The organism is Novosphingobium sp. CCH12-A3 (genome assembly GCF_001556015.1).
GTDB classification, from domain to species: Bacteria; Pseudomonadota; Alphaproteobacteria; order Sphingomonadales; family Sphingomonadaceae; genus Novosphingobium; species Novosphingobium subterraneum.
On record NZ_LSIA01000235.1, the window covers coordinates 80707 to 105532 of the forward strand.

Genomic DNA, 24826 nt, shown 5'->3' on the forward strand with positions numbered 1-24826 from the left:
CCTTCGATTTGTCTCGTCGCACCAATAGCGCAAGCAGCGTATCGTTGGAAGCTGCGTGATACGGATGGGGTATCCCAAAAACGCGGAAACAGTATTGGACCGCATCATCGTGCGGCTTTAGCTCGGTGACGTGGCTGGCGCGCTGCGATGGGTGCAATGTGCGAGCGTATGCGGAGGATGACCTTGAGCGACCCTGTTGCAACCAGCGATGCGCGCGACGCATTGCCGGAAATCCGGCATTTTATCGATGGCACATATCGCGCCTCCACAAATGGCAGGACGTTTCCGAAGTATCGACCATATGATGGCCGACACATTTTCGACGTGTGCGAGGGTGGACGCGAGGAGATCGATGCTGCCGTCGGTGCCGCGCGTGCCGCATTGCATGGTCCTTGGGCAAAGGTCTCCGTCGACGACCGGGCTGACCTGATGCGCGCGATCGCGGCCGGCATCACAAAACGGTTCGACGATTTTGTCAGCGCCGAGATGAACGACACTGGCCAACCGATTTCGGCCATGCGTCACGCATTCGTTCCCCGTGGCGCGGCAAACTTCAACGCTTTCGCCGATCTGGTGAAGGCGGTTTCGACGGAATGCTTCCACACCGAAACGCCGGACGGGCGAGGGGCGCTTAACTACGCGATCCGCAAGCCCAAGGGCGTTATCGGCGTGATCAGCCCCTGGAACGCACCGTTTCTGCTGATGACCTGGAAAGTCGCGCCAGCGCTTGCTTGCGGCAACACCGTGGTGGTGAAGCCATCGGAGGAAACCCCGTCCACGGCAACGCTCCTCGGCGAGGTGATGAACGAGGCCGGGGTGCCAAATGGCGTCTACAACGTGGTGCACGGCTTCGGTCCCGATTCCGCTGGCGCCTATCTGACCGAGCATCAGGATGTCGATGCGATTACCTTCACGGGTGAAACGCGCACAGGTACGGCGATCATGCAGGCCGCGGCGCGCGGCGTGCGGGACGTGTCGTTCGAGCTCGGCGGCAAGAATAGCGCCATCATCTTCGCCGATGCGGATCTCGATGCGGTCCTCGAAGGCCTCATGCGCTCGGTGTTCCTCAACACCGGCCAGGTTTGCCTTGGGACGGAGCGGGTGTTCGTCGAGCGGCCCCTGTTCGACCGCTTCGTCAGCGCACTTGCCGAAAGAGTGAAAGGCCTAAAGCCCGGTCATCCAGAGGGCGCCGCCACCAGCTTTGGTCCGCTGATCTCAAGCGAGCATAGGAAGAAGGTTCTCAGCTACTATCGCAGGGCGGAGGCAGATGGCGCCGTCATTGTCTCCGGCGGCGGAGTGCCCGAGCTGCCAGCGGAACTCAGCAGCGGTTCATGGATAGAACCGACGATCTGGACAGGTCTGCCGGACGATCACCCCGTCATACAGGAAGAGATCTTCGGGCCCTGTTGTCACGTTCGTCCGTTCGATACCGAGAAGGAAGTGATCGGCCTCGCCAATGACACTCTCTATGGGCTGTCCTCCACCATCTGGACCCAGAATCTCTCACGTGCCCACCGCATGGCCGCGGCGATAGATGTGGGTGTCACCTGGGTGAATTCGTGGTTCCTGCGCGATCTGCGCACGCCGTTCGGCGGCACCAAGCAGTCGGGTATTGGCCGCGAAGGCGGGATTCACAGCCTCGAATTCTACAGCGAACTGCGCAACATTTGTGTGAAGCTCTGACATGGCTCTTGAAATCAACACAATCGAACGGCTCGGCGACGAATTATTCGAAGCCCTGTCCGAAAATCGGACTGTCCCCAACCTGCGCGACCGCAATCCGGGGATGGACATCGTCGATGGCTACCGCGTGCAGGAACGGATGATTTCGCGCCGGCTTGCAGCGGGGGAAACAATCGTCGGCAAGAAGATCGGCGTCACCTCCAAAGCGGTGCAGCAGGCCATCGGCGTGTTCGAGCCCGACTTCGGGCAACTGACCTCGGCGATGGTGGTCGAAGATGGTGCCGCAATCGATCTCGACACGCTGATCCAACCCCAGGCGGAAGGCGAAATTGCCTTTGTCCTCAAACATGACCTCGTCGGCCCCGGCGTCACCGCCACCGATGTCGTGCGCGCCACCGACTATGTCACAGCGTGCTTCGAGATCGTCGACAGCCGGATCAACGACTGGGATATCCGCATTCAGGATACGGTCGCCGACAACGCCTCGTGCGGGATCTATGCGCTGGGGCGCGAACGGTTCGATCCGCGCGACGTCGATCTCACGCTCGCGGGGATGGTTCTCGACCGCAATGGCGAGCTTGCCGCCACCGGAGTCGGTGCGGCGGTGCAGGGCTCTCCACTCAATTCGGTCGCCTGGCTCGCGAATACCCTGGGGCGCCTCGGGATCCCGTTCCGGGCAGGGGAAGCGATCCTGTCGGGATCGCTCGGTCCGATGATCCGCATTGCCGATGGCGATCGCCTGTCGGTGCGTATCGGCGGCCTCGGCAGTTGTTCGCTTTCGTTTGCCCGAGGAGGCCGGAATGCTTGATACCGCTACTATCCACGCGATCGCCGATATCGTCGTCGGGGCGCAGGACGGCGCTTATACGATCCAGAAATTCACCGACGCTTATCCTGAGATGACGCTCGAGGACAGCTATGCGGTGCAGGACGAACTGCTCCGGCGCTGGCAGGCACGAGGACGCAAGCTTGCCGGGATGAAGGCAGGCCTCACCTCAAAGGCCAAGATGGAACAGATGGGCGTCCATGTCCCGAGCTTCGGCATATTGATGAACGATACGCTCGATCCCGACATGGGCGTGGTGCCGATGGACACGCTGATCCATCCCCGTGTGGAAGCGGAAATCGCTTTCGTGATGAAGGACGATCTGTCCGGGCCGGACGTTTCGATCGAAACGATTATCGCCGCCACCGACTTCGTGCAACCGGCGGTCGAGATCATCGACAGCCGGTTTAAGAAGTTCAAGTTCGACCTCGTCAGCGTGGTAGCCGACAACGGCTCGTCGGCCCGGTTCGTGATGGGAGGGCGTGCCCGCCGGCCCCAGGAATTGTCGCTCGATACGATCGGGATCGTTTTCGAGAAGAATGGTGAAGTCGTTGCCACCGCCTCCTCCGCCGCCGTGCTCGGTCACCCTGTTCGCGCGATTCAAATGCTGGTGGCATGGCTCCATGAACGCGGCCGCACCTTGCCCGCTGGAGCGATCGTGCTGACGGGCGGCGCGACCGAGGCCGTGGCTGTCGCGCCGGGAGACTTCATTTCCGCGCGGTTCCAGGATCTGGGCACCGTGAGCTTCCGCATGGGCCAGAAGGACGCCGCCTGATGCCGATCATATCCGTCACAATCGCCGAGGGACGCCCGGTCGAGAAGCGCCGTGCGCTGATCAAGGCACTGACCGACGCCACGGTAATCGCTTTCGATGTCCGCCCAGACCAGGTGCGCGTCATCCTCAATGAAGTACCTATCGATAACTATGCCGTTGCCGGCGTCACGTTCGCCGAGCAGGCATCACTTGCGGGAGCAAGCAAATGACGAAAATCAAGTGTGCGATCATTGGCCCCGGGAATATCGGGACCGACCTTCTCTACAAGCTCCGGCGATCGGATATACTGGAACCGGTGTGGATGGTCGGCGTCGACCCGACCTCTGATGGTCTCGCCCGCGCCAGAGAACTCGGTCTCAAGACCACCGCAGACGGGGTGGACGGGCTTTTGCCCCATGTCGTCGAGGACAAGGTGCAAATCGCGTTCGACGCAACATCGGCATATGTGCACCCGGAAAACAGCCGCAAGCTCAATGCACTCGGCGTGCTCATGATCGACCTGACGCCTGCCGCGGTCGGACCGCTCTGCGTCCCACCGGTCAATCTGGCCACGCTTGCGGATCAGGCCGTGATGAACGTCAATATGGTGACCTGCGCCGGGCAGGCGACGATCCCGATGGTGAGTGCCGTTAGCCGCGTTCAGCCCGTGGATTACGCTGAAATCGTCGCGACCGTCGCCTCCAAGTCGATCGGTCCCGGCACGCGCAAGAACATTGATGAATTCACCCGCACGACGTCGGGCGCCGTGGCCAAGGTCGGAGGCGCAAAGGTTGGCAAGGCGATCGTCGTCGTCAATCCGGCCGAGCCGCCGTTGATGATGCGCGATACCGTCTATTGCGAGACGGCGGAGGATCCCGATCAGGAGGCGATCACGCGCTCGGTCCACGACATGATCGCCGAAGTGCAGAAGTACGTGCCCGGTTACCGCCTGAAGAACGGCCCAACCTTCGAAGGTCGCAAGGTCTCGATCTTCCTCGAGGTGGAAGGATTGGGCGATTACCTGCCCAAATATGCCGGCAATCTCGATATCATGACCGCCGCCGGCGCGCGCACAGCTGAGATGTTCGCGCGCGAGATCCTGGACGGCACGCTGGAACTCAAGCCCACCGTTGAGGAGGCCGCATAATGACACTCGAAGCGCAAATTCGGGGCCGCAAGGTCAAGATGCATGATATGTGCCTACGGGACGGCATGCATTCGATGCGGCATCAGATGACTGTCGAACAGATGATCGACATCGCCACCGGACTCGACGAGGCGGGCGTGCCGTTGCTGCAGGTCACCCACGGAGACGGTCTTGGCGGTTCCTCCCTCAACTACGGGCGGGGTCTGCATAGCGACAAGGAATATATCACCGCGGTGGCGTCGCGCATGAAGAACGCCAAGGTTTCGGTGCTGCACGTGCCGGGGATCGGCACGCTCGACGAGCTGCGCATGGCGGCGGACTGCGGCGCGAAATGCGTTCACGTCGCCTCGCATTGCACCGAGGCGGACGTGACCGAGCAGCATATCGGCCTCGGGCTGAAACTCGGCATGGATACCGTCGGCTTTCTGATGATGGCGCATATGTCCCCGACCGCGAACATGGTCGAACAGGGTCTGCTGATGGAAAGCTACGGCGCCCAGACCGTCTATTGCGTCGACAGCGCCGGCTATATGCTGCCCGACGAAGTGACTGAACGCATTGCCGCGCTGCGCACGGCATTGAAGCCGGAAACCGAGATTGGCTTTCATGGTCACCACAATCTCGGCATGGGCGTAGCAAACTCGCTTGCCGCGGTCGCGGCCGGCGCCGATCGCATCGACGGTTCGGCCGCCGGGCTCGGTGCGGGCGCGGGCAACACGCCGCTGGAACTGTTCGCTGCCGTGTGCGATCGCCTGGGCGTTGAGACCGGAGTGGATACCTTCAAGCTGATGGACGTGGCGGAAGATCGCGTCCTCCCGATCATGCCCAAACCTCCGCGCGCAGACCGGGATTCGATCACGCTGGGCTATGCCGGCGTCTATTCGACCTTCCTCTACCAGGCGAAGGAAGCACACAGGAAATACGGGATTTCCGCACGCGATCTGCTGCTCGAGCTTGCCCGCAAGAAAATGATCGGGGGACAGGAAGACATGATCGAGGACACAGCGCTCACCATGGCCAAGGAGCAGGGCCTCATCCCCGCATAATCAAAGCGGAAAGCCGGCCTGCCGACCCGTCCGCCGCCCTCTCTCCCGGCGGCGGGCGGGTTTTGTCACGAGCTTGCCGCACGGGCCATGCAAATCGACCAAGGAGTGCCGCATGGATTTCTTCCCTCCTGTAGCCGAACAGATCTTCGCGCTCGAGCATGCCGCCGGCCTTGCGCAGATTGCAGGGCAGGAACGTTTCGCAGAGGCGTCGCCGGAGATCATCGAAGCCATCCTGCGCGGCATCGGCGAGCTGGCGGCTAGGGAATATGCTCCGACCAATCGCGTGGGCGATACGGCCAGACCGCGCTGGATCGATGGGCGCGTGGAGATGCCGGCAGTCTTTCATACGGCCTATCGTTCGTTCGTCGAAGGCGGCTGGGGCGGCATTGCCGCTTCGCCGGAGCATGGTGGGATGGGGTTGCCCTTTTCGTTGGCCGTTGCGGCCTTAGAGTCGCTCGGCACGGCCAATATGGGTTTCGGCCTGATCCATCTTCTTTCGTTCGGTGCGATCCACGCCATCGAAGCCTATGCGTCTGACAATCAGAAGAAAGTCTGGCTTCCCAATCTCGTAAGCGGTCGTTGGAACGGTACTATGAATCTCACGGAGTCCTTGGCTGGCAGTGATATCGGAGCTCTGAAGACTCGTGCTGAACCAGCTGGATACGAAGGGCAGTGGCGCATTCGCGGCCAGAAGATCTTTATCACATTCGGCGAATGCGACCTCGTTGAAAATGTCGTCCATCTCGTGCTGGCGCGCACGAGCGATGCCCCTTCGGGCACGCGGGGGATTTCACTGTTCATCGTCCCGAAGCTGCGGCTCGACGGTCAGGGGCGGCCGACCATTCCCAACGGCGTTCGTTGCGTTTCCATCGAGCACAAGCTCGGCATTCACAGTTCCCCGACCTGTGTGATGGCTTACGGCGAGGACGAAGAGGAATGCCTTGGCGAACTCGTCGGCGAACTCGGTGGAGGTATGCGGGCGATGTTCGTGATGATGAACAACGCGCGTTTGCTGGTCGGCAATCAGGGTGTGCAGATCGCCGATCGAGCAACGCAGCAAGCACTCACCTATGCCCAGCAGCGTATCCAGTCAGTGCGCGCGAGCGATCCGGCATCGGGCCCGGTAGCGATCATCGAGCACCCAGATGTCCGGCGCATGCTGCTCCGGATGAAATCGCTGACGCAAGCGGCGCGCGCGTTAACCTATGCATGTGCCGGCGCGATCGATATGGCTTCGATGGGCGACCGCAAGGCGGCGCAACGCGCCGAGGTCCTGACGCCTCTGGCGAAATCCTGGGCTAGCGATGTTGGCTGCGAGGTCGCCAGCCTCGGCATCCAGGTGCATGGCGGCATGGGGTTTATCGAGGAAACGGGCGCCGCCCAGCATTTTCGCGATGCGCGCATTGCTCCGATCTATGAGGGCACCAACGGCATTCAGGCTGCAGATCTCGTTGGACGCAAGCTCGCGATGGCCGATGGCGCGGCGATCCGCGATCTGATTGACGATATCCTTGCCGAATGCGGTGATGAGCCTGCGCTCGATGCTCTGGCGCAGGCATGTGGCGAAGTCTTCGCCTGGCTCAACGAGCGGCCGGTGGACGATCGATTGGCTGGAAGCCATGATTTCCTGACGATGCTGGCCGTAGCTGCCGCGGGTTGGCTCATGCGACGGCAGGCGAAGGCTGTAGAAGCCAATCTTGGCGGACCGACGAGCCAAGAATGGCTCAGCGCAAAAGCGGCCACAACACGTTTCTTTCTCGATCGGATCGTTCCGGAGGCGCTCGGGCGTAGATCAGCTGCGATGGCCGGGGCCGTCGGTCTTTATACCCTCACAACACGTGCGCTCGCGAGCGCATAGCGATACGGATGGAGCATCACGGCGCCGCCAAAATGGTATTGGATAGTATCTCCTGCGCTGACTAACGACCTTTCCAAGGATTGGAGTGTCACCGCCTTGGGAGAGGCAAACCTAACCCGTTCGGCTCTTGTCCGAGACCTCTCCCAAAGCGTGCCCATACAGGGAGGGGATTATGACGAATTATCTGCACCTCGGAATTTCTGCAATCGCAATCGTCACGGCAAGCGCCTCGCCGGTGTTTGCGCAGGAGGCGACCGCTCCGCAACCCGAGGAAGCGCAAACCGAAGGCGGGTTGCAGGAGATCGTGGTCACCGCACAGAAGCGCGCCGAGAACGTACAAAACGTTCCGGTCGCCATTACCGCGGTCTCGGGCGACATGTTGACGGCGAAGGGCATTACCGATGTCGCCAGTCTCGCCGGACAGGCGCCGAACGTGACGCTGCGCAGCACGGCCCAGTTCGGAGGTTCGAGCTCTGTCCTCATTTCCTACATTCGCGGTATCGGCCAGAACGACTTCGCATTCAACCTCGAGCCGGGCGTGGGCGTGTACATCGACGGCGTCTATCTTGCTCGCAATATCGGTGCGAACGCCGATCTGCTCGACCTGCAGCGCATCGAGGTTCTCAAAGGCCCGCAGGGCACGCTGTTCGGACGCAATACGATGGGCGGCGCTCTCAGCATTGTCACCCGCGACCCGGGGAACGAGCTGAAGTATAAGGCGGAAGTCACCACCGGCCGCTTCAGCCGCATCGATTTCCGGGGCTCGATCGACATTCCGCTCGTTGAAGACCGCCTGGTTGCGAGCATAGCCCTCTCGACCAAGCATCGCGATGGCTACCAAAGGCGCATTCCTTACACCGGCTATACCGACCAGAACCCTATCTATCTGCTTGCCACCGGCGGGGCCTTTGGGGGGCCGACCAACACGAATTCGTTCGAGGGCGATCTCTACCCGATCACGAGCCAGAAGAGGCCCAACCGCTCGGGCAATCAGAACCAGACGGCCGTGCGCGGTAAGCTGGTCTGGACGCCAACGGACAACCTCAAGGTTCGGCTTATCGGCGATTATTTGAAGGTCGACGAGCAGGCGGCACCGTTCTCGCTGCTGCGCGTCGAGCAAAACGCCTACGTCGCCGTCTATAATACCTGCATCACCGGGAATCAGGCGGTGATCGACGGCGTTTCGGCGTTGGCCGGATTGCCGGGCCTTTCCAACATCTGCAATGGTGTTCGCGGGAACGCGGGCTCGCCGACCGGCACGCAGCCGTCTCTGGCAAGCCAGGCTGGGCAGCACCTTCCCTACGATAACCGTTATGTCGTTCGCAAGGCCGATGGGAGCATCGATCCGGATCGATCCTATGCCGCCGGCGCCAACTTCAACATCGTGGAAAATTGGGGTTTCAACGGCCAGATCGAATACGATGTCGCAGACAACATTCAGTTGAAGTCGATCACGGCCTATCGCAAGCTGGACTCGCGCTTTGGCGCCGATGTCGGCGGCGACCCGTCGGGCAGCTTCCAGCCTACCTTCGGCGATAGCGAGCAGCAGTTCACCCAGGAGCTCCAGCTTATCGGTAACGGCTTCGGCGGCCGGTGGAAATATGTGTTCGGCGGCTATTTCTTCCACGAGAGCGGCAAGCATGTCGAAGGCGTGACATTTCCCGGCGGCCTGTTGCAGATCAGCTCGCCGAACGACCGCTACGACACCAAGTCCTATGCGATCTATACCCACAACAACATCGAGCTGATCCCTGATCGCCTGGGGATCACGATCGGGGCGCGCTACACGCACGAAGACAAGTGGTTCGAGGGCACGCAGCAGGACGAGAACAGCTTTGTCTACCGGTTGATGGCGCTGCCACCGTCGGTTCTTGCCGATCCGACTGATCCCACGTGGCTCTATCCGCTGGGGCGGAACAAGCAGAAGTTCGACAACTTCTCCTATCGCGTCGGCGCAGAATACCACTTCGACAGGGACATCATGGCCTATGTGTCTTACGCGACCGCATTCAAGGCGGGAGGCTGGACGACGCGCCTGACCGGGCCTTTGTTCGACACGACGACCCTTCAGCCGCTTGCTGCCCCCACGTTTGGACCTGAAAAGGCCAAGACCGCGGAGATCGGCCTGAAGGCTACCATGCTCGATCGCAGGGTGCGCCTCAACATTGCGGCGTTCCACACCGACTATCGGAACATCCAGCTGACCTTTGTCAACGGATCCTCGCCGGTGACCGCCAACGGCGGCAACGGCAAGATCGATGGTGTTGAGGTCGAACTGAATGCCGCTCTTCTGCCGCATTGGTCGCTTGACGCCAGTGCCGGCTATCTCGATGCACGCTACACGAAAATTCTGCCAGGCATTCCGCTCACAGGCGACGAGGATTTTGTAAACACGCCAAAATGGACCGCCCAGGTCGGGACCTCTTACGAATTCGAAACAGGCATTGGCTCGTTCACTCCTCGTATCGACTGGACCTACGCGACCAGGAGCTACAATGACGAAACCAATACGCTCGACCTTGTCACGCCGGCGCACAGCTTCTTCAATGCGTCGCTGACCTATAAGATGGCGAACAGCGGGCTCGAACTGCAGGCTGGCGTCACAAACCTGACCGACAAGCGCATCGTCGTCTCGGGCTTCTCGAATGCGGAAGCGGTCTACAGCGGCGTGTTCAGCCGTCCGCGAGAATGGTTCCTGACCTTGCGTTACTCCAACTAATCCATCCTGCCTCGGAAGGCCGCATAAGCGGCCTTCCTTTTTTTGCAGAAATGTTTGCGGGGCAGCGCGTCTCTTCATTCTCAGTGTGATTGCTGGCATGAATCCGGAAACAATGCCCACGGAGAGGGTGCCAGCGTGATCTCATGGATGAAAATCGCCTGATCGAGCAATATGGGCTTCACGAAAGCCTGAAGTTCCAGACGGCTGACGGACATATCTGGTTCGATCAGGCGCGTATGGTGCTGATGCATGCGGCGACGCTCGGTGAGCTGCGCAAGGAACTTATCGACCAGCTAGGCTGCTCGAGTGCCAAGGGAATTTTGTGGCGTCTCGGATTTCGAGGTGGGCAAATGGATGCCCGTGTAGCGGCAAAGCGGGCGACCAAGGCTGATGACTATGATTCGTTCCGGCTGGGTCCGGCGATTCATGCACTGGAGGGCATGGTCAAATCGGACATCGTCGACCTTACGATCGATTGGATGGCGGCCAGTCTCGAAGGCGAAGTCCAATGGACGTCGAGTTGGGAGGCGGAAGCTCATAACGAACTCGGCCTACCGCTCGATGAGGCAGACCCTACGGCATGTTGGAGCCTTACCGGATATGCATCGGGCTATGTGAGCGAATATTTCAAGCGGCTGATAGTATTCCGCGAGGTGGAGTGCGCATGCGCAGGGCACGCCAAATGCACCGTGATCGGAAAGACCGCGGAAGGGTGGGGCGAGGAAACCCCAATCGAGCAGCTATGGCTCGAGCATGGTGATATCCGGCGATTGGAGGCCGAGGAGGAACTGCGCGTGCTCCGCCGACAGGCGCGCCAGGGTGAAAGCCCGCCGCTGACGCCAGCAAAGGGATCGATCGTTGGGTCTTCACCCGCCTTCATCCGGGCATTCTCGCTGTTGGGCAAGGCCGCTCAGAGTTCGATCAACGTGCTTCTCCTGGGAGAAACCGGCGTCGGCAAGGAAGTCTTTGCCAGATGGCTTCACGAAAACGGCCCGCGGGCGGCCGGGCCGTTCGTCGCAATCAATTGCGCGGCAATCCCGCTCGATCTGGTGGAAGCCGAGCTTTTCGGCGTCCGGCGCGGAGCCTATACGGGGGCCGATGAAACCCGTGCGGGTCGATTTGAGCGAGCCGATGGCGGAACATTGTTCCTGGACGAAGTGGGGGATTTACCGCTCGCGGCTCAGGTGAAATTGTTGCGCGTGCTGCAAACCGGAGAGCTCGAGCGGTTGGGAGATACGCGACCGATCAAAGTGGACGTTCGTATCGTATCGGCAACCAACGCGCATCTGGAGGAAGCAATTCGGGAAGGGCGGTTCCGCTCGGATCTTTACTACCGGCTGGCAACATATCCGGTCTCCATTCCTCCGCTCAGGGAAAGGGGCGCTGATATGGGGCTTATCGCCCGCATGCTGGTCGATCGCTTTTCGCCTAGCTATGGTAAGCATGTTCCCGGGTTTACCGACCGCGCGCTCTGGACGCTTGAGGGATATGATTGGCCAGGTAACGTGCGCGAGCTCGAAAACGTCATCGAGCGCGCGGTGCTGCTGTTGGACGACGGGCAGAAGATCGCAACAGAGCATCTGCCGCCCGAATTGCTCCGCGAGGAGGAACCGGCGATCGGTGTGAATCGGGGCGGAGCACTCGTCCCCAAACTGGCGGCATCGTGCGAAAAGATGCTCGAGGACATGCTGGTCGAAGGGTTCGATCTGGCAACGCACGAACGGATGATGGTCGAACTGGCGCTTCGTAAAACAGGCGGGAACCTGGCAGAAGCGGCAAAGATGCTCAATCTGTCCAAGCGCCAGCTAACCTATCGTCTTAACAAGCAAGGCATTGAATAGGCCGTGCCGTGACAATTTTGTGCCGCTAGCGGGTTTGCGCAACAAAATTGGTTTGAGAAGCGCTTCCCCATTTCGCTCCGGTCTCATCACCCCTCGAAAATCCGCGCATTTCGCAAACTGGCACGCGCCTTGCTCCATAGGTTTCGCGCACGGTCGGACGTGCGTGACAGAACGATATGGGAAGGGTGCTCTGGATCATGGAAGGCGAACGCCCGGCACAGTTGGCGAATAGCGAGAATGGCGCAGCTGTGTCGCGCAACGAGACGGAATTCGATCCGTCGCGCAAGCTCGTGCGCGTGAATGGCAGCCGCCGTGGTCTCATCGAGTTCGACTTCGGAGTAGGCGACCTGGCGCTCAGCGTCGAGATGATGCTTTCACCCGAAGATTTTCGGCAGTTTTGCACCGATCAGAGAGCCGTTCTCGTCACTGCGAAGCGCGAGGCCGCCCAAGGAGACGAGGCGGTCGCGATGTCGTGGCGTCCATCAGACGTCCAGCACCTGATTGATCAGCACGCCAGCCTGCACGGAGAGAAATGATGCAGATAGACCTCAAGACCATCCAGATCGAACCGAAGCGCAAGACGTTCGATAATATCGTCCGCCGCTTTGGAGACAAGCCAGCCTCTCGCTATCAGGAAGGCTCCTATGACATTCAGGCCAAGGAGAACCTGCATTACCGCCCAACCTGGGCGCCCGAACAGCAACTCTATGATCCTGGCCTGTCGCTGGTGAAAATGGCCGATTGGGACGCATTCAAGGACCCGCGACAATATTTTTACAGCACCTATACGCTGGCTCGGGCGCGTCAGCAGGAAGCGGTCGAAGGAGCTTTCACCTTTGTCGAAAGCCGCAAGCTGCATCTCTCCGTGCCGGCAGACGTCCTTGAACAGGCGCTCGCCATCCTGATCCCATTGCGCCACGCGGCATGGGCGTCGAACCAGAACAACGTGCTGATCGCAGGCTATGGCTACGGCACCACCTTCACCCAACCATGTCTCTATCAGGGCATGGATGCGCTGGCGATCGCGCAATATCTCTCGCGCGCCGGCCTTCTGTTCGGAGGCGCGGACGCGCTGACCGTTGGCCGTACCGCGTGGCTCGAGGCGGACGTTTGGCAGCCGCTGCGGCGGCTGGCAGAGGACACCATGATTATCCGCGATCCTGTCGAATTGTTCGTCGCGCAGAATTTCGCGATCGACGGCTTGCTCTACCCGGTGATCTACGACGCGGCGATCGATGGTGTTCTATCCGCACGCGGCGGCTCCGCGATCAGTATGGTCACCCAGTTTCAGGTGGAGTGGTATGACGAAGCCGCCAAGTGGGTCGACAGCGTTCTCAAGATCGCGGCCGGCGAAAGCGCGGAGAACACGGCGGTTCTGGCTGCCTGGTTCGATAGCTGGAGTGCGCGCGCTGCCTCGGCCCTCTTGCCGGTAGCTGAACTGGTGTTGGGTGACAGCGCGGACGAGACGATTGCCCAGGCCCAGGACGCGCTTCGCAAGCGCGCCGTCAAGGCCGGCCTTTCCCTCTGAGGAGATATTCGATGTCGACCGTATTCATCGCCTTCCAGGCCAATGAGGAAACCCGCCCGATCGTCGAGGCGATCCTGCAGGACAATGCCGCGGCGGAAGCCGAGTATCAGCCCGCCATGGTGCGCATCACCGCGCCTGATGAGCTGACGATCAAGCGGGAAACGATCGAGGAAATGCTCGGCCGTCGCTTCGACCTTCAGGAACTGCACATCAACCTCGTCACCCTGTCCGGCCATGTGGACGAGGATGACGACCGGCTCGTTCTGAGCTGGGCGAATTGAGAGGATATCGATCATGGACATGCAGACCCTCGCGCCAAAGCTCGGCATCAAGGAACGTTACCGGCTGCTCACCCGCGATCTCGGATGGGCCCCCTCCTACCAGCCGAAGGAAGCGCTTTTTCCCTATACCCGGTACGAAGGCATCAAGATCCACGACTGGGACAAGTGGGAAGATCCATTCCGCCTGACGATGGACGCCTACTGGAAATATCAGGCCGAGAAGGAGCGCAAATACTATGCGATCCTCGACGCGCACGCACAGAATAATGGCCACCTCAACATCACCGACGGGAGGTATCTCACTGCGCTCAAGCTCTTCATCCAGGCGATCAGTCCGGGCGAATATGCCGCGCACAAGGGTTTTGCACGTATCGGCCGCGAGTTCGAAGGCGTCGGCACACAAATCGCATGTCAGATGCAGTCGCTGGACGAAATCCGTCACGCCCAGACCCAGATCCACGCCGCGTCGAACTACAACAAGTTCTACAACGGGTTCCACGCTTTCGCGGACGGTCGTGACCGTATCTGGTACACGTCGGTGCCACGCTCGTTCTTCGACGATGCGATGTCGGGCGGCCCGTTCGAGTTTATCACTGCGATCGGCTTCGCCTTCGAATATGTGCTGACGAACCTGTTGTTCGTCCCGTTCATGTCCGGCGCTGCATATAATGGCGATATGGCCACGGTGACGTTCGGCTTTTCAGCGCAGTCGGACGAAGCTCGCCACATGACGCTTGGTCTCGAGTGCATCAAGTTCATGCTCGAGCAGGATCCGGACAATCTGCCCATCGTCCAGGGCTGGCTGGATAAATGGTTCTGGCGCGGAATGCGGATGCTGACGCTGGTCGGCGCCATGATGGACTATATGCTGCCCAAACGGGTGATGAGCTGGAAAGAAGCCTGGGAAATCTACGGCGTGGAAAATGGCGGCGCGCTGTTCCGCGACCTCGCCCGCTACGGCATTCGCGTTCCGAAGGGCTGGGAGGTCGCGACTGAGGCGGCCGATCATGTATCGCACCAGCTCATGCTCGGGCTTTATCAGTGGAGCTACGGAACGGCCTTCCATGCCTGGATCCCATCGGATGAGGACATGGCCTGGCTGTCGAAGAAATACCCCGACACCTTCGATCGCTATTACCGGCCGCGCTGGGAACACATTAAGGCGATGGAGCAGGCCGGAACGCCTTACGCGAATTTCGGACTCGCGAAACTCTGTCAGACCTGCCAGCTGCCCGAGGTATTCACCGAGCCCGGCGATCCCACCCGGCATTGCTACCGCGATACGCTGTACCGGGGGGAGAAATTCCACTTCTGCTCGGATGGCTGCAAGGACATCTTTCTCGCTGAGCCGGAAAAATTTGCGCAGGCTTGGCTGCCCATGAATCAGCTCTTCGCTGCGCCCAACTTCGGCGATCTTGCCAAGTGGATGGAATGGGTCGGCCTGCAGCCCGGCGTCGACAATGGCGATTACTCCGTCTCCGAGGATCGCGCCAACTTCGAGGCTTGGCGGCACAAGGCTTCCGCCTGACCGCGCGAGGCGGCGCTTGCGGCGTCGCCCGCCCCACCAACCCCTGTTTGGGAAAGGACCAGCCATGTCAGTCAAGGCTATCGGCAGCTACGAATTCCCCTCCCGCGATCGTGCGGAAGTCTTCGGCGACAATCTCATCGTGTATTTCGGGTGGGAACAGCATTTGCTGTTCGCGGCGCCCTTCCTCCTCTTTACGCCGAGGAACACCACCTTCGGCGAAATGATAGAAGAGCGGGTCAAGCCGCTGCTCGCGCCTGATCCTCAGGCCAGCGCAATCGATTGGCAAGCCGTTGAGTGGCTGAATGGCGACACGCCGTTCGAGCCCGACTTCGCGGCAACGCTGGAAGTCAATGGCATCGGGCACAAGGATCATATTCGCATGATCACGCCGTTTCCCAGCGCCTTGTTCCCGAATCCCTGAATGCCATGGCCCACGAACTGACGATAGAGCCGCTCGGCGCGAGCGTACCGATCGAGGAGGGGCAGACCATTCTCGATGCGGCCCTCCGCGCCGGCATTTACCTTCCCCATGCCTGCGGTCATGGCCTGTGCGCCACCTGCAAGGTGCGCGTGCTCGACGGGGAAGTGGATCATGGCGGCGCCTCCAGCTTCGCGCTCATGGATTTCGAGCGCGAAGAGGGGAATACGCTGGCATGTTGCGCCACAGTCGAGGACGATATCACGATCGAAGCTGACATCGACGAGGATCCCGACGCCGAGGTCATTCCGATCCGCGACTTCGCTGGCAGCGTCACACGGATCGAAAGTCTGACGCCTACCATCAAGGGTCTTTGGATCGATCTTGGACAACCGATCCACTTCCAGGCAGGCCAATATATCAACCTCGCACTGCCGAACGGAATCGGGACGCGCGCTTTCTCGATCGCCAGTCCACCGGGAAATGGGCAGGTAATCGAGCTCAACATCAAACTGGTACCCGGTGGCGCCGGGACCGCCTACGTACATGAGAACCTGCGCGAAGGCGATCCAATCAAGATCACGGGACCCTATGGCCGCTTCTTCGTGCGCAAATCCGCACGAACGCCGATGCTGTTCTTGGCTGGCGGCTCGGGCCTGTCGAGCCCGCGATCGATGATCCTGGATTTGCTGGGGCATGGCTGCGATCTCCCCATGACATTGATCTGCGGGCAGCGCAGCCGCGAGGAGCTCTATTATCACGACGAGTTTCTCGCGCTCGCCGCCAGCCACACCAATTTCTCCTATCTTCCGATATTGTCGCACGAGCCGGAAAACAGTGCCTGGTCGGGCGAACGCGGCTTCGTGCACGAACTGGCGCAAAGGTGCTTCGAAGGCGACTTCAGGGGATACAAAGCCTATCTATGCGGCCCGCCGCTGATGATCGAGGCCTGCCTCTCGACATTAATGCAGGGCCGTCTGTTCGAACGGGACATCTATACCGAAAAGTTCATTTCGGCCGCTGACGCGCAGCAGGTCCGTTCGCCTTTGTTCAAGTCGATTTGATCATGGCGGAGGGACAAAGGAATGAGGGCGGAAGCGGCAATGGCTTCGCCGCACTCCCTGCGGTGTCCGCAAACGCGCTGGAACATGCGCTTGCAGCAGCTCGCGCGGAGGCAAATCGTCTCGGGGTTCGGGCCTGCATAGCGCTGGTCGATTCCGCCGGGGCACTGATAGCCTTCCTCAGGCTGCCCGGCGCGTTTCTCATCTCGACTGATCTCGCGATCGACAAGGCCTGGACAGCGGCCGGGTTTTCCCTGTCAACGCGTGGTCTTGGCGAGATGTTGGCGCAAACAGAGGAAAATGTTCGCAACGGCCTCCTGCGTCGCCCCCGCCTTACCGTGGTTCCGGGCGGTATCCCTATTTTCCACGAAGCGCACTGTCTGGGAGCGATCGGGGTTTCCGGCGGAACGGCGGAAGAGGACGAGCAGATTGCTGCTGCGGGCTTGCAGTGCGCAAGCGGGTCTATGGATACGCAGGCCGTATCACCGATCACACGCTAAGGTATTGGAAGGTATCGTCAAGGGGCAGTAACCCAAGAGTCGGGAGAAGGAATAATTCGATGGCATCGGGATTCGCCAGCGTGGCGGCAGCGCAAGAGATGATCGATCATCCGGCCGAAGAGGCCGGGCAAGCCCATCTTGTGCGCGTAACCGGGACATCGCTTCAATTCCCGTCGGCGACCGGAATTCCTTTGCTTCATGGTATGATCGCCGCAAGGGCGGCCGCTGTAACCGTCGGATGCCGGGGCGGGGGATGCGGGATTTGCCGAATCCGCGTGATCAAAGGCTCTTACCAAGTGCTGCCCATGAGTCGCAGCCGCATCTCTGAGGCCGACGAGGCGGCGGGTATCGTGCTTGCCTGCCGGATCATTCCCCGAGGCAATCTCGAGATCGAACCGCTTCCGCTGAACGTCTTGCGGAAGACAGAAACCAAGGGTGTCGACAAGACACCCGAATATCCTGGAGAAAATTGATGGCGATCCACGGTGTCCTGAGGCTGGGCGAAATCTGCGTACGGGTTCTCGATATCGAGGCCGCGCGGCGCCATTACGGCGAATATCTGGGCCTGATCGAGACGGGCCGGGATGACGATGGCAAGACCTACTACAAGGCGTGGGACGAGCATGATTGCCACTCGGTTGTCATCCGTCAGGCTGACCAGTGCGGCGTCGACTATGTCGCCTTCAAGGTTCTGGATGACGATACGCTGTCCGCGCTGGATCAACGGTTGCAGGACTATGGCGTCGAAACCCGTCAGATACCGTCTGGAACCTACGCCCGCAGCGGACGGCGCGTCGAGTTCACGCTTCCCACCGGCCATGTCTGCCAGCTCTATGCCTTCAAGGAGCAGGTCGGGAACGGTATGGATGCGGCCAATCCGGGAACGATCCCAGATGACGGTTACATCAAGGGCATGCGCATCATCCGCCTGGACCATTGCCTGCTCGGCGGGCGGGACATCGCCGCATCGCGCGATCTGTTCATCAAGGTATTCGGGTTCAACCTCACCGAGGAATTGCAGGATCACGAGTCCCGCGCACCGCTGGCGACCTTCGTGTCATGTTCGAACAAGCCGCATGATATCGCTTTCGTTGCCCAACCGGAGGACGGCAAGCTGCACCATATGTCGTTCCTCCTGGAATCGGTAAACGATCTCTATCACGCCGCCGATCGCATGGGGAAATATGACATACCCATCGATTTCGGACCGAACCGGCACGGCGTGACCCGCGGCGCCACGGTCTATTTCTTCGATCCCTCGGGCAACCGCAACGAGGTCTTCACCGGCGGCTACGTCTACTATCCAGACAATCCGGCGCTGATCTGGGACACCTCGAAATTCGGGAACGCGCTGTTCAGCCAGGGTAATGTGGTCGTTCCCAGCTTCCTCAATGTGTTGACCTGAGCGATGCGCGATCAAGCCATCGTCGTCGGTGCCGGCGGCGCGCTCGGACAGGCCATTGTGACGGACCTTGTCGCGGCAGGCATCGATGTTCTGGGCGTCGCCCGAAACCCGGCCTCGCTCGCCGCGCTTGGCGAAAGGCATGGAGACAGGTTTCGGGCCGTGATCGCCGATATGGCCGATGACACGGCGATCAAGGCGATCGGCGCGGCGATCACGGCGCCGGTGTCCATCGTGGTCCATGCCCCAGGGGTGCCGGTGGCCGGCGGAGTGCGCGCGGCGCCAATTTCTGCGCTGGTCGAAGCCTGCAATATCAAGGTCGGAGGCTTCGTTCGCCTGGTGCGGGCCGCCGAGCCGCACCTGCGGCGCGGATCGCGTCTCGTCGCGATTGGCGGGCATTATGGCTTCGAGCCGACAGCCTATGCCGCGACCGCGGGTGTCGCCAATGCGGCGCTCGCCAACCTCGTGCGGCAGATGAGCTGGGCCTATGGCGAACTCGGCGTAACGGCGCATCTCGTCGCCCCGGGGCCAGCGGACACCGAACGATTGCACGGCATCGCCCGGGCACGCGCCGAGAAGGAGGGCGTGAGCTTCGACACCATGCTCGATCGCATGCGCGCGGACTCGGCGATCGGGGCGTTCACTTCGGTCGAGTCCGTGGCCTGGGCGATCGCTTTGCTTCTCGACCCCCGTGCCGATGCATTCGCCGGCTCGACTCTGATGCTGGATGCGGGGCGTCGCCACGCCATTCCCTGAGGAGACGAAATGCCCATTGTCGAGTTCCATCTGACCGAAGGACGGCAATCCGACGACGAAATCGGCGCGCTGCTCGAGCAGGCGACCGATTTCTATGTCCGGACGCTTTATCCTGCCGTCGATCCGCTGCCTCTGGACCGTGTCAGGGCTTTCGTTTCTCTGCATCGGCCGCAGCATTGGGCGACCGCAGGCGTGCTGGCGTCGGACGGGGGAGCGGATGCGCCCTATTTTACATGCCTCGCGCTGGCGGGAAGGCCGCAGGAGCAGCTTCATGCCTTGTTGCGCGGATTTACCGATCTCATCGTCGCGCATTGCCGCTGCGAACGCCGCAATGTGCGTGGGCAGGTGATCTCGATTGCGCCGGAGAACTGGTGCATCGCCGGGGAGCCCGCCAGCATGGTGCGCGCCAGCGAAGCAGAGCGGCGCATTCGGGGAACATGAGCGGTCCGCGCGATCTCCCGGAATCCACCAAGGGCGGCAGTCGCGGGAGGGATAGGGAGTGATGAGCTGGCAAGGCGTGGTGCGCTTGGGCGCAGGGTGGTTGGCGCGGGGGCTTGAAGCCTATGGCTGCATCCATCTTCGGGCTTTTGGCGATGGCGGGGAGGCGTCGCACTTTTGGAATGCCGGCGCCAAGCGTGGGACGATCGTCAACCGGGAAAATCCCGGTTCAAGCCATCCGGCTGAGAGCCTTTCTCGCTGACATGCAGGCATCGCGACGAAGCGGAGGATCGGAAATCAGGATATGTCCGGAACAGCACTCATCGTTCATGCGCATTCGGAAGCGGATTCGTTCGTTACGGCGATGCGCGACACAATTGCCGCGCGCCTGGCCGCCGACGGGTGGGAGGTCACGCAGTCCGACCTCTATGCGATGGGCTTCAATCCCGTCCTGTCGCCGGCGGATTTTTCTGCCCGTAAGGATCCCGAGCATCTGGTTTACGCCCTGGAGCAGCGCCATGCCTATGAAACCGGAACCATCGCTCACGACATCAGCCTCGAAATATCCAAGATTCTGGCTGCCGACCTCGTTGTCTTCACCTTCCCGCTGTTCTGGTTCGGTGTTCCGGCGATTTTGAAGGGGTGGATCGACCGGGTCTTCGTATCGGGGACGTTCTACCGGGGAAGACACATTTATGGCTCGGGCGGAATGGCCGGCAAGAGGGCTTTCGCGGCTTTCAGCCTTGGCGGCCGCGAGCATATGTTCGGACCTGGAGCGATCCACGGTGAGCTCGTGACCGGGATGCTGCGCCCTTTCTTCCAAGGGGCGCTGGGCTATGTCGGCTTCGACGTGATCGAGCCGTTTGTCGCTTATCACGTCCCCTATCTGAGCCTCGAGGGTCGCCAGGCGATTCTGGCGTCCCTCGAATCCGTCGTCGCTCATCTGGGCGAGCGCAAGCTGTTGGAGAAGCCCGATCTGGCTGCCTTCGATGCGCAATTCTCGCCTTTGCCTCTCGCTTGAGGAAAAGCAAAGGGCGCAAGAGCAAGGGCTTGCATCGGCCGAGCGATACGGAAAAGGTAACCAATTGGTTGGAAAATGGTATTTGCTCGCAACGCGGGCGACGCTTAATTGCGCGGGAGCAAAACAGTTGACGCCCGGGGACTTGATCTGTATCCGTCATCCCAGACCCACGTGGCGGAAACGTGCCGGTCAAGCGTCTTAAGAGGGGGCGTTGCGCCCGGCGATCTTGGGGAAGTGCCAGGGCATGAGGGAATCGAGGTCCTTGTTGCTATGACCGTTGGCAAGCTTGGTGGTAAGCGGTAAAAATCCCCCACGGGGCGGCTGAGCAACCACGGCGAGATCGGCGGTGTAATTTCAGCGATCAGGCGGCGCTGGCGAGATTGCTGATCTCGAACGCGGTTTGTGCGGCGTTGGTATCGACCCAGTTGTATGGTATCCGTCATCCCAGGCCCACGTGGCGGAAACGTGCCGGTCAAGCGTCTTAAGAGGGGGCGTTGCGCCCGGCGATCTTGGGGGAGTGCCAGGGCATGAGGGAATCGAGGTCCTTGTTGCTATGACCGTTGGCAAGCTTGGTGAGGGTGGCGGTGAGCCAGGCGAGCGGATCGACGTCCGAGAGTTTGCACGTTTCGAGAAGGCTGGCGAGCACCGCCCAATTGTCTGCCCCGGCATCGCTGCCGGCGAACAACGAGTTGCGGCGCGACAGGGCAATCGGGCGGATGCTTCTTTCGACCGTGTTGGTATCGAGCTCGACGCGGCCGTCGAGCAGGCAATAGGTGAGCTGCTGCCAGTGGTTGAGCATATAGTTGATCGCTTCGGCCATCTTGCCCTTGGCGCTGAACCGGCCGAGGTTCTTCGAGAGATAGTCGCGCAGGTTATCGAACAGCGGCTTCAGCATCAGCTGCCGCCCTTCGAACCGCGCCTCGGGCGAGGTGTCCCTGAGCGTCGCCTCGATCTTGTAGATCGCCGAGAAGCGACGGAGCACCTCGTCGGCAACGGGCTCCTTTTCGCGGAAATCGTAGAACTTGCGCCGCGCGTGAAGCAGGCAGAATGCGAGGGTGACGCCATTGCGGCGCTTGATCTCATTGTAGCCGGCATAGCCGTCCACCTGGAGCACCCCGGCGAAGTCGCCGAGATGGTCGATCGGATGCATGCCGCCGCGGCCGGTGGCGTACATGTAGACGACGGCGGGCGGCGCGAGTCCGCCCCATGGCCGATCGTCGCGGGCATAGGCCCACAGCTGGCCGCTCTTGGTCTTGCCGGTCCCGGGCGCCAGCACGGGCATGCGCGTCTCGTCGGCGAACAGCTTCACCGAACTTCGCAGCTCGGCGAGCAGATGCTGCCTGAGCGGAGTCAGCCACCATCCGACGCGCCCGACCCAGTCGGCGAGCGTTGCCCGGTCGAGATCGATCCCCTGGCGGGCGTAGATCTGGGCTTGCCGGTAAAGCGGAAGGTGATCGGCGTAGCGCGCGACGATGACCTGGGCGACGAGCGCGTCGGTGGGCAGGCCCTGATCGACGATGAAGCTTGGCGCCGGCGCCTGGGTGACGCCGCCCTCGTCGCAGCCGCGGCAGCCATAGCGCGGACGGCGGGTGACCAGCACGCGGAAGATGGTGGGCACGACGTCGAGGCGCTCGGTGACGTCCTCGCCGATGACATGAAGATCGTTGCCGCAGCAGGCACACTGCTTGTCTTCGATGTCGACGACCTGCTCGATACGCTCGAGATGGGCGGGCAGCGCTCCACGGTTGTTGCGGCGGCGGCGCTTTGTCTCGCCGGTCGCGTCAGCCTGGTCGATCAGCGCTTCGAGCCCGGCCTCGGCGCGCGACAAGGCAGCTTCGAGCTCTTCGAGCACGAGCTGGTACTGGTCGGGATCGAGCCGCTCGGCGCTCTGGCCGAAACGGTGGCGCTTGAACTGGTCGAGAATGTCGTTGAGGCGCTTGACCTCATCGCGGGCGGCCGCGAGCGCGTCCTCCATCTCGGCGGCCTTCGCCTCGGCGATGACGGCGGCGTGTTCGGCCGCTTTCGCGGTGGCGAGCGCGATGATCTCGCGCGCCTCAGCTTGGGCCGCAGCGCGGGCGAGCGCCTCGTTCTCGGCGTTGATGCGAACGATCTGCTGGTCGCGTTCGGCCGCCTCGGCGGTCAGCTTCGCGATGGTCGCGAGCAGCGCAACTGGGTCTTTGCAGGAGGCCGTCAGCGGGTCCATGGCAGGCATCGAATCACATGCGTAACGACGCGTCCAGCGCAGTTGACTCGGCCTGTCGCGACTATCTCACGCATCAGCGAAACCCTCGATTTTAGGCGGATTTACGCGCCTTGGCGCGCGGTGCCGACGCCAGTCCATGCCCGAGGTGAGTGCTGCCATCTGCGCCGCCGTGATCGAAAAACTGCCATCGACCGCCGGCGGCCAGGCGAATCCTTCGGCGGCCTCGGCGCGCTTGGTCATCAGCCAGATGCCGGTGCCGTCGAACCACAGAATCTTCAGCCTGTCCTTCCTCTTGGAACGAAAAATATAGGCGACTCCGCGCCACGGATCCTGGCTCAACTCGTGCTGGACCTTGGCCACCAGCGTGTCGATGCCGCAGCGGAAATCGATCGGCTTGGTGTAGATCAGCACCTTGGCGTCGCTGCCCGGCCCGATCATCGCGCCCTCAGCAGCGCTGCGATTACCGAGGCGACCAGCGTCGAACTTGCGCCGTGGGCGACCATCACTGGCACGCCGCGCACTTCCATTGCGACCTGCACCACCGCGTCCGGCAGCAGCCGCGCGTTCGCGGCCTCCGGTTCGAGCAGCACCGCCGGCACCGATGTCGGCTCGATGACCGCCGGCAGGAACATCGCCCTGTCCTCGCGCGCCGCGTCCTCCGCCATCTCGCGCAACTCGCGGCGCCAGGCATATATCTGGGCCGGAAGGACATCGAAACACGCGGCCACCTCCGCCATGCTGCACGCCGGATCGAGCGACAGCTCCACCACCGCGCGCTTCTCTTCCAGCGTCCAGCGCCGTCGGCGCCCGTTCTCCACGCCGCCACTGCCGTCGATCTCTTGCTCCACAGTCACCCCGCCGAATCAAATTACGCGATATGCACGCGGGACACTCAAAGCTCATGGCCATCTACGCCACGTGGGTCTGGGATGACGGATACCTGCCATCGCTGCCGGGGTATGGATTTTCAGGCAAGCCGACGCAGGCAGGCTGGAAGGTGCAGCGCATTGCCCAGGCGTGGTCGATACTGATGCGACGCTTGGGATATACGCGCTATGTCGCGCAAGGCGGCGACTGGGGCGCAGGAATCACAACCGCGCTGGGTGCCCAAAGGCCGGAGGGCTTGGCCGGCGTTCATGTCAATCTACCGATGGTGCTGCCGCGTGACATACCAGCGGAGCTCTCGACCGAAGAGAAGGCCATGTTGGATGCATTAGCTCACTACAATGCATGGGAGTCCGGTTATTCGATCCAGCAGGCAACGCGGCCACAAACGCTTGGTTATGGCCTTGCCGATTCGCCGGTGGCGCAAGCCGCATGGATCATCGAGAAATTCCATGCCTGGACCGATCATGACGGCAATCTGCCTGCCACCCTCACGCGCGATGACATGCTCGACAATGTGATGCTCTATTGGCTGACAAACAGCGGCACATCCTCTGCACGACTCTATTGGGAAAGTTCTGTGGGTGCCTTTTCCGGCGCACGGATCGAACTGCCTGCCGGATGCAGTGTGTTCCCTAATGAGCTTTACCGTGCGCCGCGCAGCTGGTGCGAAAGCCACATGCCCAACCTTATCCACTGGAACGAGTTGGACAGGGGCGGGCATTTCGCCGCGTTCGAAGTGCCTGATCTGTTCATCAGCGAAGTGCGCAGTTGCTTTGGTAAGTTGCGCAGTTCCGGATTCGCCGCATAATGAGACCTGTGCGCGGGTGGGTGTAGACATCGGTATTGATTGTTGATTCTATGGGCTTTCTGAAAAGGAGGGCCGGACGTGGCGCATCGTTCGATTGGTCAGGAGCGGTTCGGTTTTGCT

At 61.3% G+C, this 24826-nt stretch carries 26 protein-coding genes; 23 read left to right on the forward strand and 3 right to left on the reverse strand.

Annotated features, from left to right (window positions below):
- The first annotated feature begins 222 nt into the window (after positions 1–222).
- The 22 genes from AX703_RS19335 to AX703_RS19440 all read left to right on the forward strand — a co-directional run bounded on the left by AX703_RS19335 (position 223) and on the right by AX703_RS19440 (position 20807).
- Positions 223–1683: a 2-hydroxymuconic semialdehyde dehydrogenase gene (locus tag AX703_RS19335; RefSeq protein WP_156452132.1), complete on the forward strand. Its 1461-nt coding sequence runs from the start codon at positions 223–225 to the stop codon at positions 1681–1683.
- A gap of 1 nt (position 1684) precedes the next feature.
- Positions 1685–2491: a fumarylacetoacetate hydrolase family protein gene (locus tag AX703_RS19340; protein ID WP_062346402.1), complete on the forward strand. Its 807-nt coding sequence runs from the start codon at positions 1685–1687 to the stop codon at positions 2489–2491.
- Positions 2484–3284, forward strand: coding sequence for a 2-oxo-3-hexenedioate decarboxylase (dmpH, locus tag AX703_RS19345; protein WP_062346404.1), 801 nt, complete (start codon positions 2484–2486; stop codon positions 3282–3284). The genes AX703_RS19340 and dmpH overlap by 8 nt, the downstream gene beginning before the upstream one ends.
- Positions 3284–3493 carry a tautomerase family protein gene (locus tag AX703_RS19350; protein WP_062346406.1) on the forward strand — a complete coding sequence of 70 codons (210 nt, stop codon included), beginning with the start codon at positions 3284–3286 and terminating at the stop codon, positions 3491–3493. Before dmpH ends, AX703_RS19350 begins: the two co-directional genes overlap by 1 nt.
- Positions 3490–4410: an acetaldehyde dehydrogenase (acetylating) gene (locus AX703_RS19355; RefSeq protein WP_062346407.1), complete on the forward strand. Its 921-nt coding sequence runs from the start codon at positions 3490–3492 to the stop codon at positions 4408–4410. Before AX703_RS19350 ends, AX703_RS19355 begins: the two co-directional genes overlap by 4 nt.
- On the forward strand, positions 4410–5456 hold the full coding sequence (gene dmpG, locus AX703_RS19360) for a 4-hydroxy-2-oxovalerate aldolase (protein ID WP_062346409.1): 1047 nt from the start codon (positions 4410–4412) through the stop codon (positions 5454–5456). Before AX703_RS19355 ends, dmpG begins: the two co-directional genes overlap by 1 nt.
- A 112-nt stretch (positions 5457–5568) precedes the next feature.
- Positions 5569–7314 (forward strand): acyl-CoA dehydrogenase, encoded by a 1746-nt coding sequence (locus AX703_RS19365; RefSeq protein ID WP_062346410.1) that lies wholly within the window; start codon positions 5569–5571, stop codon positions 7312–7314.
- 172 nt (positions 7315–7486) lie between these two features.
- Positions 7487–10033 (forward strand): TonB-dependent receptor, encoded by a 2547-nt coding sequence (locus AX703_RS19370; protein WP_062346412.1) that lies wholly within the window; start codon positions 7487–7489, stop codon positions 10031–10033.
- Positions 10034–10176: 143 nt separating this feature from the next.
- Positions 10177–11874 carry a sigma-54-dependent Fis family transcriptional regulator gene (locus tag AX703_RS19375; RefSeq protein ID WP_062346413.1) on the forward strand — a complete coding sequence of 566 codons (1698 nt, stop codon included), beginning with the start codon at positions 10177–10179 and terminating at the stop codon, positions 11872–11874.
- Positions 11875–12071: 197 nt separating this feature from the next.
- Positions 12072–12410, forward strand: coding sequence for a phenol hydroxylase subunit (locus AX703_RS19380; RefSeq protein WP_197423775.1), 339 nt, complete (start codon positions 12072–12074; stop codon positions 12408–12410).
- The gene (locus AX703_RS19385) at positions 12410–13402 is read left to right on the forward strand and encodes a phenol hydroxylase (protein ID WP_062346467.1); all 993 of its coding nucleotides are present in this window, start codon (positions 12410–12412) and stop codon (positions 13400–13402) included. Before AX703_RS19380 ends, AX703_RS19385 begins: the two co-directional genes overlap by 1 nt.
- A gap of 11 nt (positions 13403–13413) precedes the next feature.
- Entirely contained in the window at positions 13414–13683 is a 270-nt protein-coding gene (locus AX703_RS19390) for an MmoB/DmpM family protein (RefSeq protein WP_062346417.1), read from the forward strand.
- 13 nt (positions 13684–13696) lie between these two features.
- Positions 13697–15211: a YHS domain-containing protein gene (locus AX703_RS19395; protein WP_062346419.1), complete on the forward strand. Its 1515-nt coding sequence runs from the start codon at positions 13697–13699 to the stop codon at positions 15209–15211.
- Positions 15212–15275: 64 nt separating this feature from the next.
- Positions 15276–15632: a phenol hydroxylase subunit P4 gene (locus AX703_RS19400; protein ID WP_062346421.1), complete on the forward strand. Its 357-nt coding sequence runs from the start codon at positions 15276–15278 to the stop codon at positions 15630–15632.
- A gap of 5 nt (positions 15633–15637) precedes the next feature.
- Positions 15638–16693: an NADH:ubiquinone reductase (Na(+)-transporting) subunit F gene (locus AX703_RS19405; RefSeq protein ID WP_062346423.1), complete on the forward strand. Its 1056-nt coding sequence runs from the start codon at positions 15638–15640 to the stop codon at positions 16691–16693.
- Between the two features lie 2 nt (positions 16694–16695).
- Positions 16696–17190: a heme-binding protein gene (locus AX703_RS19410; RefSeq protein WP_062346425.1), complete on the forward strand. Its 495-nt coding sequence runs from the start codon at positions 16696–16698 to the stop codon at positions 17188–17190.
- 59 nt (positions 17191–17249) lie between these two features.
- On the forward strand, positions 17250–17663 hold the full coding sequence (locus AX703_RS19415; RefSeq protein ID WP_062346427.1) for a 2Fe-2S iron-sulfur cluster-binding protein: 414 nt from the start codon (positions 17250–17252) through the stop codon (positions 17661–17663).
- Complete coding sequence (locus AX703_RS19420; RefSeq protein WP_062346429.1) at positions 17663–18595, forward strand: catechol 2,3-dioxygenase; 933 nt, start codon at positions 17663–17665, stop codon at positions 18593–18595. Before AX703_RS19415 ends, AX703_RS19420 begins: the two co-directional genes overlap by 1 nt.
- 3 nt (positions 18596–18598) lie before the next feature.
- Positions 18599–19348: an SDR family NAD(P)-dependent oxidoreductase gene (locus tag AX703_RS19425; RefSeq protein WP_062346431.1), complete on the forward strand. Its 750-nt coding sequence runs from the start codon at positions 18599–18601 to the stop codon at positions 19346–19348.
- Positions 19349–19357: 9 nt separating this feature from the next.
- Positions 19358–19789, forward strand: coding sequence for a hypothetical protein (locus AX703_RS19430; protein ID WP_062346433.1), 432 nt, complete (start codon positions 19358–19360; stop codon positions 19787–19789).
- Between the two features lie 61 nt (positions 19790–19850).
- Positions 19851–20048 carry a hypothetical protein gene (locus tag AX703_RS19435; RefSeq protein ID WP_156452130.1) on the forward strand — a complete coding sequence of 66 codons (198 nt, stop codon included), beginning with the start codon at positions 19851–19853 and terminating at the stop codon, positions 20046–20048.
- 42 nt (positions 20049–20090) lie between these two features.
- Entirely contained in the window at positions 20091–20807 is a 717-nt protein-coding gene (locus AX703_RS19440) for an NAD(P)H-dependent oxidoreductase (RefSeq protein ID WP_062346438.1), read from the forward strand.
- A gap of 481 nt (positions 20808–21288) precedes the next feature.
- Here the strand turns inward: AX703_RS19440 and AX703_RS19445 are convergent, their stop codons facing one another.
- The 3 genes from AX703_RS19445 to AX703_RS19455 form a co-directional block, all read right to left on the reverse strand.
- Positions 21289–22782, reverse strand: coding sequence for an IS66 family transposase (locus AX703_RS19445; RefSeq protein ID WP_062346469.1), 1494 nt, complete (start codon positions 22780–22782; stop codon positions 21289–21291).
- A 294-nt stretch (positions 22783–23076) separates the two neighbouring features.
- Positions 23077–23448: an IS66 family insertion sequence element accessory protein TnpB gene (gene tnpB, locus AX703_RS19450; protein WP_062346440.1), complete on the reverse strand. Its 372-nt coding sequence runs from the start codon at positions 23446–23448 to the stop codon at positions 23077–23079.
- Positions 23445–23858 (reverse strand): transposase, encoded by a 414-nt coding sequence (locus AX703_RS19455; protein ID WP_062346444.1) that lies wholly within the window; start codon positions 23856–23858, stop codon positions 23445–23447. Before AX703_RS19455 ends, tnpB begins: the two co-directional genes overlap by 4 nt.
- Before the next feature lie 149 nt (positions 23859–24007).
- On the opposite strand from AX703_RS19455, the gene AX703_RS19460 reads away from it, so the two are divergent.
- Positions 24008–24706, forward strand: a complete 699-nt coding sequence (locus tag AX703_RS19460; protein WP_156452131.1) for an alpha/beta fold hydrolase — start codon at positions 24008–24010, stop codon at positions 24704–24706.
- The last annotated feature ends 120 nt before the right edge of the window (positions 24707–24826 follow it).

What these genes read in the sequence shown, in the direction of transcription:
- AX703_RS19340 (WP_062346402.1), top strand. Translation starts at nt 1,685, where the DNA reads ATGGCTCTTGAAATCAACACAATCGAACGGCTCGGCGACGAATTATTC.
- dmpH (WP_062346404.1), top strand. Translation starts at nt 2,484, where the DNA reads ATGCTTGATACCGCTACTATCCACGCGATCGCCGATATCGTCGTCGGG.
- AX703_RS19350 (WP_062346406.1), top strand. Translation starts at nt 3,284, where the DNA reads ATGCCGATCATATCCGTCACAATCGCCGAGGGACGCCCGGTCGAGAAG.
- AX703_RS19355 (WP_062346407.1), top strand. Translation starts at nt 3,490, where the DNA reads ATGACGAAAATCAAGTGTGCGATCATTGGCCCCGGGAATATCGGGACC.
- dmpG (WP_062346409.1), top strand. Translation starts at nt 4,410, where the DNA reads ATGACACTCGAAGCGCAAATTCGGGGCCGCAAGGTCAAGATGCATGAT.
- AX703_RS19365 (WP_062346410.1), top strand. Translation starts at nt 5,569, where the DNA reads ATGGATTTCTTCCCTCCTGTAGCCGAACAGATCTTCGCGCTCGAGCAT.
- AX703_RS19370 (WP_062346412.1), top strand. Translation starts at nt 7,487, where the DNA reads ATGACGAATTATCTGCACCTCGGAATTTCTGCAATCGCAATCGTCACG.
- AX703_RS19375 (WP_062346413.1), top strand. Translation starts at nt 10,177, where the DNA reads ATGGATGAAAATCGCCTGATCGAGCAATATGGGCTTCACGAAAGCCTG.
- AX703_RS19380 (WP_197423775.1), top strand. Translation starts at nt 12,072, where the DNA reads ATGGAAGGCGAACGCCCGGCACAGTTGGCGAATAGCGAGAATGGCGCA.
- AX703_RS19385 (WP_062346467.1), top strand. Translation starts at nt 12,410, where the DNA reads ATGCAGATAGACCTCAAGACCATCCAGATCGAACCGAAGCGCAAGACG.
- AX703_RS19390 (WP_062346417.1), top strand. Translation starts at nt 13,414, where the DNA reads ATGTCGACCGTATTCATCGCCTTCCAGGCCAATGAGGAAACCCGCCCG.
- AX703_RS19395 (WP_062346419.1), top strand. Translation starts at nt 13,697, where the DNA reads ATGGACATGCAGACCCTCGCGCCAAAGCTCGGCATCAAGGAACGTTAC.
- AX703_RS19400 (WP_062346421.1), top strand. Translation starts at nt 15,276, where the DNA reads ATGTCAGTCAAGGCTATCGGCAGCTACGAATTCCCCTCCCGCGATCGT.
- AX703_RS19405 (WP_062346423.1), top strand. Translation starts at nt 15,638, where the DNA reads ATGGCCCACGAACTGACGATAGAGCCGCTCGGCGCGAGCGTACCGATC.
- AX703_RS19410 (WP_062346425.1), top strand. Translation starts at nt 16,696, where the DNA reads ATGGCGGAGGGACAAAGGAATGAGGGCGGAAGCGGCAATGGCTTCGCC.
- AX703_RS19415 (WP_062346427.1), top strand. Translation starts at nt 17,250, where the DNA reads ATGGCATCGGGATTCGCCAGCGTGGCGGCAGCGCAAGAGATGATCGAT.
- AX703_RS19420 (WP_062346429.1), top strand. Translation starts at nt 17,663, where the DNA reads ATGGCGATCCACGGTGTCCTGAGGCTGGGCGAAATCTGCGTACGGGTT.
- AX703_RS19425 (WP_062346431.1), top strand. Translation starts at nt 18,599, where the DNA reads ATGCGCGATCAAGCCATCGTCGTCGGTGCCGGCGGCGCGCTCGGACAG.
- AX703_RS19430 (WP_062346433.1), top strand. Translation starts at nt 19,358, where the DNA reads ATGCCCATTGTCGAGTTCCATCTGACCGAAGGACGGCAATCCGACGAC.
- AX703_RS19435 (WP_156452130.1), top strand. Translation starts at nt 19,851, where the DNA reads ATGAGCTGGCAAGGCGTGGTGCGCTTGGGCGCAGGGTGGTTGGCGCGG.
- AX703_RS19440 (WP_062346438.1), top strand. Translation starts at nt 20,091, where the DNA reads ATGTCCGGAACAGCACTCATCGTTCATGCGCATTCGGAAGCGGATTCG.
- AX703_RS19445 (WP_062346469.1), bottom strand. Translation starts at nt 22,782, where the DNA reads ATGGAGGACGCGCTCGCGGCCGCCCGCGATGAGGTCAAGCGCCTCAAC.
- tnpB (WP_062346440.1), bottom strand. Translation starts at nt 23,448, where the DNA reads ATGATCGGGCCGGGCAGCGACGCCAAGGTGCTGATCTACACCAAGCCG.